This window comes from Pseudoalteromonas sp. RB2-MNA-CIBAN-0110, from assembly GCF_040309305.1.
Lineage (GTDB): Bacteria > Pseudomonadota > Gammaproteobacteria > Enterobacterales > Alteromonadaceae > Pseudoalteromonas > Pseudoalteromonas arctica.
Window position 1 is genome coordinate 1 of sequence record NZ_JBEOOQ010000068.1, and the last position, 8555, is coordinate 8555.

The following is an 8555-nucleotide window of genomic DNA, read 5'->3' on the forward strand; positions in this document are numbered from 1 at the left end:
TGTTCGTTTGATCGGTGTATTATTTGACTTGGTCATAATAAATCCTAAATGTGTAAACACATTTCAGGACGAGACAATGTTAAAAATTAAAGACAGTGATCACGCTCACTGCCTTTAATTTAAATCGCCTTTAATGTAACTTCATTTTTGGGCGCACTACACGCAACACTTTTTCGCTTATCCATAATGCAAAGGTTTTTGCGCTGCCATGTATGGCGCGTTGGTGCATACGGTATAAAGATATATACATAAAGCGGGCAATTTTACCTTCAATAAAAAAGGTATTGCTGGTTAGGTTACCCATTAAGTTACCCACGGTGCTGTAGCTCGATAAGTTAACCAACGAGCCATGGTCGCTGTATTTAAAGCCGCGTAGTGGTTGCTGCTTTAATGTTGCGATGAGATTTTTTTCGACGCACAACGCCATTTGATGCGCCGATTGTGCGCGAGGTGGTACTTGTTTGCCGTCGGCTTGGATAAATGCGCAGCAATCACCTAGTACAAAAATGCTTTCGTCTACGGTGCTTTGTAAAAACTCGTTTACTTGAATTTGGTTGCTACGAGTAAGCTCAAAAACACCTAAGTCTTTAATAAAATCAGGTGCTTTTACGCCTGCCGCCCACACCATAATATCGGCATCAATGTGTTCTTCATCTTTGGTGATAAAGCCTTGTGCGGTGCCTTCTTTTACTTGCGTTTGTTCGCGCACGTTTACACCAAGTTTTAATAGCTCACGTTTAGCACTTACGGCAATACGCTCAGGTAATGCAGGTAAAATACGCGGGCCAGCTTCAATTAAATGAATATGCAAACGCTTAGACGACATATTTGTTAAGCCATAAAGCTTTAATAGCTCAGACACATGGTAAAGCTCAGCTGAGAGTTCAACACCCGTAGCACCGCCGCCTACAATGGCAATATTAAGTGATTGCTGTTGGTTGTCGTCTTGGTGAAGGCGCGTAAAGCTATCTAGTAATGAGTGCTGAAAGCGCTCTGCTTGTTGGCTTGAATCTAAAAAGTAGCAATGCTCTTTTATGCCTGGGGTATTAAAGTCGTTACTTACGCTGCCAATGGCAATAACAAGGTGATCGTAACGAACTGTACGGCCAGGTAAAATAGTGTGGCCTAACTCGTCGTTTAATGGGGAGAGGGTAATTGTTTTATTGCTTTGGTCTATATTGCAAAAGGTACCAAGTTGAAAACGATAATGATGTTTTGCGGCATGGGCTGAATACACAACGCCATCTAAATCAGGGTCAATAGAGCCTGTCGCTACTTCGTGCAGTAACGGCTTCCATATGTGGGTACGGTTTTTGTCTATTAACAGTATATCTGCTTGTTTTTTTTTCCCTAGCTTATGCCCCAGTTGGGTTGCAAGTTCTAATCCGCCAGCACCACCGCCAATAACGACGATTTTAGGTATTGTAATACTCATAACGTTGCCCTTAAAAATAATATACCCAAGTGATCTGTATTTTTTATTAGTTTTTTAAGGTGACTTGGGTATCAATAAATTATTTTGGCAACAAGTAGTTACTACTCATTTAATGGGTGCCTAGTTTGCGCCTAAATAAAACCGATGTCAGCAATAAATAATGTTATTTGTTGTATACTTATACCCAAACCGTCTCAATATGCAGAATTCAGCGTTTCACAGGGGCTTAATATCAAGGCGTTACTTTGCAAGAATGGCAGCCCCCTTTTAAGAAGTAACAACGATGAGAGTAAGTGCCTGTGAAACGCCCAATGGGTTGGTTTAAAAGCGATTTATACTGCGTTATTGATTTTAACAATAGAACCACTATTATTTGCAATCAATGCCTTGCCTAAATCGCTTTTAACTCCAACTGAAACTCTCATCTTGAGATGGTTTGGGTATACATGCAAATATTTCATCTACACTGCATTTTTATAAGCATGACTATTGTTTAGCCATCAAAAGGACATTTATGACCACGCCACTAATTCAATCACTTGAGCAGCACTTTGGTTTTAGCCAATTTAGAACAGGGCAACAACAAACTATAGAGCAGCTTTTAAATGGTCAATCTTCGTTGGCTATATTTCCGACCGGCTCGGGTAAATCGTTGTGCTATCAATTAACTGCGTTGCATTTACCAAATTTAACCTTAGTGGTTTCGCCTTTACTTGCATTGATGAAAGATCAAATTAGCTTTTTAAATAGCAAAGGTATTTATGCAGCTAGCCTTGATTCGAGCCAAGATCAAATGCAAAGCAGCACCGTAATGAATGATGTGCGAAATGGTAAAATTAAAGTACTAATGGTGTCGGTTGAGCGCTTTAAAAACGAGCGTTTTAGAGAGTTTATAAGCCAAGTGGCGCTTTCGATGTTAGTGGTAGACGAAGCGCACTGTATATCAGAATGGGGCCATAACTTTAGACCCGACTACCTTAAACTACCGCGTTACCGCGAAGAGCTTAATATTCCTTTAGTGTTGTTACTTACTGCAACGGCCACTAAAAAAGTAAAACGCGATATGGCAGAGCGCTTTGCTATTGCGCCTGAGTGTATTGTGCAAACGGGCTTTTACCGCGCTAATTTAGATTTAAGCGTGCTGAGCGTTAAAACCGCCGATAAAAACACCGAGCTTACCAACATTGTACGTGCGCAAAGTGGCCCAGGTATTGTGTATGTAACGCTACAGCAAAGCGCTGAGCAAGTTGCTAATGTGCTAAGTGCGCAAGGTGTGCATGCCGTTGCTTACCATGCAGGGCTTGAAGATACGCTACGCTGGCAAATTCAAGATGACTTTATGGGCGGTAAAATTAACGTTGTTGTGGCAACCATAGCCTTTGGTATGGGCGTTGATAAATCAGATATTCGCTTTGTTATACATTACGACTTACCAAAATCGATAGAAAACTACAGCCAAGAAATTGGCCGAGCAGGGCGCGATGGCAATCCATCAAACTGTTACACGCTTGCTAACCTAGACGGCCTAAATACGGTTGAAAACTTTGTATATGGCGACACTCCTGAGCTTAGCGGTATTGAATGCGTAATTAACGATATTCGTCAAAGCCACCAGCAATGGGAAATGCAAGAATACAGCTTATCGAGTGAAAGTAATATTAGGCAACTGGCACTTAAAACCTTACTCGTACAGCTTGAAATGCAAGGCGCAATAACGCCGCAATATGCTTACTACGCCGATTTTAAATACAAATTTTTGGTTGATAAAAACGAATTGCTTGGCCATTTTGATGAGCAACGCCAAGCATTTTTAACACAAATATTTAGCCATACCGATTTTAAAAAAATATGGGGCACGCTAAATTTTGACTCCCTTACACAAGCTGCGCAGGTTGATCGAAAACGCGTAGTGGCTGCTCTTGATTACCTAGCCGAAAAAAACTTAATAACGCTCGAAACCAAACGTATTACCCAAGTATACAAAGTGCATGGAGAGGTTATAAATAACCCAGAACTTGCCCCGCAACTTCACGACTACTTTACCGACAAAGAACAAGCCGAAATTAAACGTATTGCTGCACTGGTACGCTTTTTTGAGCTACAAAGTTGCTTAAGCTATAACTTAGCGCGCTATTTTGACGATCAAAATGCACCTGAGCAGTGTGGGCATTGTAGTGTGTGTAGAGGCCATGCGGTTAAGCTTGAATACTCTATAGAGCCTGCATATATTGACGAGCAACTTATTTATCAAAAGGTAGATGAGTTTTTAGCGCATATGGCAGACAAAGGTAATCACAATGTGGGTATTGAAACCCAATGCCGCTTTTTAGCGGGGATGAGTGTGCCGTTATTTGCGCGTAATAAAGTACGCCAGCTGAGTGGTTTTGCACTGTGTGAGCAAATGCGTTACAGCGATATTAAAGCAAAACTACTAGCGCGTTAAATTAGTTACTGTATCCTAGTGGCTTATTCAAAAAAGTAAGCCACTATGCCTCATATTGTTATCCCCGTTGAAAATATTTCTACTACCCCAGAGCCCGTTACGTGTGCTAACTGCCAAGCCTGTTGTTGCCAATTAGAAGTGCGCATAGTAACCGACACCGGCGTGCCTTTTAACTATATAGAATACGATAAATGGGGCAGCGAAGTAATGAAACGCGCTGACGACGGCTGGTGTCAAGCACTCGACCGTAATACGCTTATGTGCTCTATTTACGAAAACCGCCCATTAGTATGTCGCGAGTTTGAAATGGCGTCGGGTGAGTGTATTACCGAGCGCGATTTAGCAGGTATATAGTCCGCTATTATTAAAGTACATAAACAACAAAGGGGCTTAAAAGCCCCTTTGTTTATTGCTTACTATAAAAATTAAACTTTAAAGTAGCTAATATACTTTTTAAGTGTGTTTGAAAGGTCAGCTAATGCAACAGCTTCTTGTGCGTTACTGTTAAGCGACATGCTGGTTTCTTTGGACATACTGGCAATTTCTTCTACGCCGGTACTAATTTGCGCCACAGTGGCTACTTGGTTTGATGTTGATTCAACAATTTCAAGCACGTTACTTAATGAATCGTTAGCTTGTTGCTGTATTTGATGCAGTAACTCGTTTGCTTCGTGAGTAAGTGTTAGGCCATTTTCTACTTGTGGTACTGTGGTTTCCATAGCTGTTACCGACGCTTGCGTGTTTTCTTGTACTTGCAAAATCATCTTTTCGATATCGCCTGTTGCGTCGCCAGTGCGCTGGGCAAGTTGCCTTACTTCGTCAGCAACAACAGCAAACCCTCGGCCTGTTTCGCCTGCTCTTGCAGCTTCTATTGCTGCATTTAGTGCAAGCAAGTTTGTTTGATCGGAAATACTGCGGATCACACTTAAAATATCGCCAATGTGTTTTACATGTTCTTGCAGCACGTTTACTTGGGTAACCGTCGCTTTTACGGTTACTGAGATTTGCTCAATTTCGGCCGCTACTTTTTGCACTGCAATACTACCTTGCTGCGATAATTGCGCGGTTATTTTTGAGTTATCTTCTGTTTGCCTAACTGAGTCGGCTACAGCATGGATACTACGGCTCATTTCTTCTAGGCTGCTTACTGCCGAGTTTGTATAAGTTACTTGTGCGTCAGCGGCACTAAGTGCTTGCTGCGAGCCAGACGCTACGCTTGCAGAGTGAGTAGAAAGCTCTTCAGATGAGTTAATAATGCTATCTACAATGGTTTTTAATTTAGATTGCATCACCCCTACAGAAGCCATCATGCTATTTGGGCAACACGACTGTACATCACCTCTTAAGTCGCCTTGGGCAATAAGGGCAATTACTTCAGCGGCTTCTTGTGGTTCGCCACCTACTGAATTTCTGATCAGTTGGCTAATAACATACGCAACGCTTATGCCTATTAAAAAGGCAAGTGCGGTGAGCGAAATCATCCAAATTTTAAACGAGCTGGCAATATCGAGAGTATCAATAGTGGTGGTTTGATTTGCTTGCTCTTGCAGGTTTATAAATTGGTTTATAACATTTAGCCACTGGGTAAACGCAGGGCGTGCATCGGTCAATAAAATGCGCTCAGCTTCGTCTAGGTTTCCTGCGTTTTTAGCGTTTATTACACCTTGAATGAAAGGCTGAGTGCGCTGCTCTATTTGATTTATTTTATTAATTAAAGCGCGCTCTTCATTATTCATATTACCCATTAGCTCGGCCATAGACCGGCTTGACGTTTTGTAAAATGCGTTTAGCTCTTTTATGCTCTTTAACACGGAGCTTAAACTGCTTTGATCGGTAATTAGCACTACATCGCGCACGGCTATTGCTCTGTCGTGTACGCTGCCTCTAAAGTTAATTGCGTAACGTTGCTTTACCGAATTTACGTCGGTCATGTGGGTAATGTTATTATTAATGAGGCTAACGCGCGAAATGCCAATAATGGTTAAAATAAGCATCATTGATAAAATTACGCCAAAGCCGGTCGTTAAACGCATGTTTATGGTCATGGTTGATCCCAAGTGTGAGTCAATACGCGCAAGAGCAGCTTGTATTATTAGTGATTATTCTAAAACAATAGCAGCATTATGTCTTATTAATTAAAGTTTTATTAGCAATAAGGGATTGTTTGTTAATTTAGTTTACAAGCGTAACTTTAATGAGGAGTGTTTTTCAGGCATTAAAAAAGGGGCTAAATGCCCCTTAATGTTATATAAAAATATTATATAAAAGTAGTTAGTCGTACTTTGCTTCTAGCTCATTAGCTGTATGAAACTTCTCATGACTTTGTAATTGCTCGTCGTATTTAACGAGGTTTTTAAAGTGCGCTAATTGACCTGAGTTTTTAACAATTTCAACAATAAACGACATCATAAAATCAGCGCCCGTTAGGGTATCGCCCACTAAATAACGTTTACCTTCAAGGCGGTCGTTAAAGTAGCTAATTACTTTGGCTGTTTCAGCGTCGGCATAGCCTTCTAAAAACTGTGTTTTAGCGCCGTCTTTTAGTACAAACATTTTAAGTAAAAGTGGTAAAATTGCTGAGCTTTCTGCAAAGTGCAGCCATTGCTGGTAGTCAACATATTCAGCGGTATCTACTTTTGGAGCAAATTTGCCGTTACCGTATTTAGAAATAAGGTAGTCGGTAATAGCGCCTGATTCAGCAATAATTAAACCGCCATCTTCAATTACCGGTGACTTACCAAGTTGATGAATATGCTTTAGTTCGTCAGGGGCTAAAAATGTGTCTTTATTACGCTGATAAGCCACAATTTCGTAGTCAACATCTAGCTCTTCTAAAAGCCAAATTACGCGTTTAGAACGTGATTTATTTAAATGGTGTAGTTTGATCATGTCAGTCCTTTTGTGGCTTGTAAGGACTTGGCCTTACAAGCCGTTTAAAATTAAAGTGGGTTATTAATTTTAACCACAGTTTTACCAAAGTTTTTACCGCATATCATGTCGTTGAACGCGCCTACTGTATTTTCAATGCCTTCTACCATGTGCTCACGGTATTGAATTTTTCCATCTTGCAGCCATTTTTGCATATCTTGTGCAAACTCGTCATAACGGTCGCCGTAATCATCAAAAATGATAAAGCCTTGCATTTTAATACGCTTAGTAAGCAATTGACCCATTAGCATACCTAAACGGTCTGGGCCTTCTGGCAAGCTAGTTGCGTTATATTGCGATACTAAACCACACAATGGTACGCGCGCTGCGGTATTTAGTAATGGTAGTACGGCGTCGAATACTTTACCGCCCACATTTTCGTAGTAAACATCAATGCCTTTATCACAGGCTTTTTCTAACTGCTCTGCAAAGTCATCAGCTTTATGATCAATACAGGCATCAAACCCTAGTTTTTCAACGGCGTGTGCACATTTTTCACTACCACCAGCAACACCCACTACTTTACAGCCTTTAATTTTAGCTATTTGACCAACAGTTGCGCCTACAGGGCCTGTTGCTGCTGCAACAACTACGGTTTCGCCTTCTTTAGGCTGGCCAATATCAAGTAAACCCATGTAAGCCGTAAAGCCAGGCATACCCATAATGCCTAATGCGTATGAAGGGTTTGCAGGCTCTTTACCTAATTGCATTAAGCCTTCACCATCGGTAATGGCGTAGTCTTGCCAACCTGTGTAGGCAAGTACCCATTCATCTTCGTTAAACTTATCGTTTTTAGACTCTTCTACTTGGCACACTGTTGCGCCAACCATTACATCGCCAATATTAACAGGGTCAGCGTACGACTTAGCATCGCTCATACGACCACGCATGTACGGGTCTAGCGATAGGTAAATAGTACGTAGTAAAACTTCGCCGTCTTTTAATGCAGGAAGCTCTACCGTTTTTAATTTAAAGTTTTCATCTGTTGGAGCGCCATTAGGGCGTGATTCAAGAGTAAGTTGGCGACTAGTCGTAGACATAAAAATCTCCTATTAATATAAATAAACTACTTACCGAATGTTTACGCTTTAAAAATCGTGATCAGCTAAACAATAATGCGCGGCTAAGCAGTATGAATATGTACAATGCGTACCTTAATAAAGGAGTTTTGGGCGGGTGGTTGATAATTCAACCTTTGCAGAGTATTTATTCTAAATGGTTTATTTTAGCTTGCTAAAAATATGGCTATTGTAAAATACCCCGTTTTTATAAATGGCCTGTTTAAGCACAGCCTCTTGCTCAAAGCCGCTTTTAGTAAGTGCTTTCATAGAGCCGGTATTACCAGCAAACACGGCACCAAAAATTCTGTTTAAGTGTGAGCTTGCAAACGCTTCATTGCATATAAGTTCAATAGCGCGAGTAATAATGCCTTGCCCCCAATAGGCTTTATTTAGCCAATAACCAATTTCGCCACTGTGGCTGTATTCAAATTCGCCGGGAGTTATGCCAATACAGCCGGCAAATTGTCCATTTACCTCAATGGCCTTAGCCGTTGCATCAATTACGCCGTTTTTTGAGCCTTGGTTTATCCACCAATCAGCATCGGCTTGCGTATAAGGAAACGGAATTTTTGACGATAAATAACGCGTTACCTGTTCATCATTTAAGGTGCTGTCCCGTCCTAAAATACGTTGACGGTTTTAATTGAAGGCCAGTAGCTTTTGCTCCTGGCTTTTTTTGTGCACTTGG

General features: G+C 41.1%; 7 protein-coding genes. 2 read left to right on the forward strand and 5 right to left on the reverse strand.

The annotated features are described in order from the left end of the window. Positions 1-130 precede the first annotated feature (130 nt). On the reverse strand, positions 131-1435 hold the full coding sequence (locus AAEY68_RS20315; protein WP_350586759.1) for an NAD(P)/FAD-dependent oxidoreductase: 1305 nt from the start codon (positions 1433-1435) through the stop codon (positions 131-133). A 514-nt stretch (positions 1436-1949) separates the two neighbouring features. On the opposite strand from AAEY68_RS20315, the gene AAEY68_RS20320 reads away from it, so the two are divergent. Both AAEY68_RS20320 and AAEY68_RS20325 read left to right on the forward strand, forming a co-directional pair. After that, positions 1950-3878, forward strand: a complete 1929-nt coding sequence (locus AAEY68_RS20320) for a RecQ family ATP-dependent DNA helicase (RefSeq protein ID WP_350586760.1) — start codon at positions 1950-1952, stop codon at positions 3876-3878. A gap of 45 nt (positions 3879-3923) precedes the next feature. Beyond that, entirely contained in the window at positions 3924-4232 is a 309-nt protein-coding gene (locus tag AAEY68_RS20325; protein WP_010554993.1) for a YkgJ family cysteine cluster protein, read from the forward strand. A gap of 71 nt (positions 4233-4303) precedes the next feature. Here the strand turns inward: AAEY68_RS20325 and AAEY68_RS20330 are convergent, their stop codons facing one another. The 4 genes from AAEY68_RS20330 to AAEY68_RS20345 all read right to left on the reverse strand — a co-directional run bounded on the left by AAEY68_RS20330 (position 4304) and on the right by AAEY68_RS20345 (position 8494). Further along, the gene (locus AAEY68_RS20330; protein ID WP_024594028.1) at positions 4304-5923 is read right to left on the reverse strand and encodes a methyl-accepting chemotaxis protein; all 1620 of its coding nucleotides are present in this window, start codon (positions 5921-5923) and stop codon (positions 4304-4306) included. 226 nt (positions 5924-6149) lie between these two features. Beyond that, a complete protein-coding gene (locus tag AAEY68_RS20335) occupies positions 6150-6767 on the reverse strand; it encodes a glutathione S-transferase family protein (RefSeq protein WP_024594029.1) in 618 nt (205 codons plus the stop codon). A 50-nt stretch (positions 6768-6817) separates the two neighbouring features. Next, a complete protein-coding gene (gene curA, locus AAEY68_RS20340; protein ID WP_024594030.1) occupies positions 6818-7846 on the reverse strand; it encodes an NADPH-dependent curcumin/dihydrocurcumin reductase in 1029 nt (342 codons plus the stop codon). 180 nt (positions 7847-8026) lie between these two features. Further along, on the reverse strand, positions 8027-8494 hold the full coding sequence (locus tag AAEY68_RS20345) for a GNAT family N-acetyltransferase (protein WP_029751371.1): 468 nt from the start codon (positions 8492-8494) through the stop codon (positions 8027-8029). Between the last annotated feature and the right edge of the window lie 61 nt (positions 8495-8555).

Bases quoted from the DNA above. Each gene is read 5' to 3' on its own strand.
- AAEY68_RS20325 (WP_010554993.1), top strand. From the start codon at position 3,924: ATGCCTCATATTGTTATCCCCGTTGAAAATATTTCTACTACCCCAGAG.
- AAEY68_RS20330 (WP_024594028.1), bottom strand. From the start codon at position 5,923: ATGACCATAAACATGCGTTTAACGACCGGCTTTGGCGTAATTTTATCA.
- curA (WP_024594030.1), bottom strand. From the start codon at position 7,846: ATGTCTACGACTAGTCGCCAACTTACTCTTGAATCACGCCCTAATGGC.
- AAEY68_RS20320 (WP_350586760.1), top strand. From the start codon at position 1,950: ATGACCACGCCACTAATTCAATCACTTGAGCAGCACTTTGGTTTTAGC.
- AAEY68_RS20315 (WP_350586759.1), bottom strand. From the start codon at position 1,435: ATGAGTATTACAATACCTAAAATCGTCGTTATTGGCGGTGGTGCTGGC.
- AAEY68_RS20335 (WP_024594029.1), bottom strand. From the start codon at position 6,767: ATGATCAAACTACACCATTTAAATAAATCACGTTCTAAACGCGTAATT.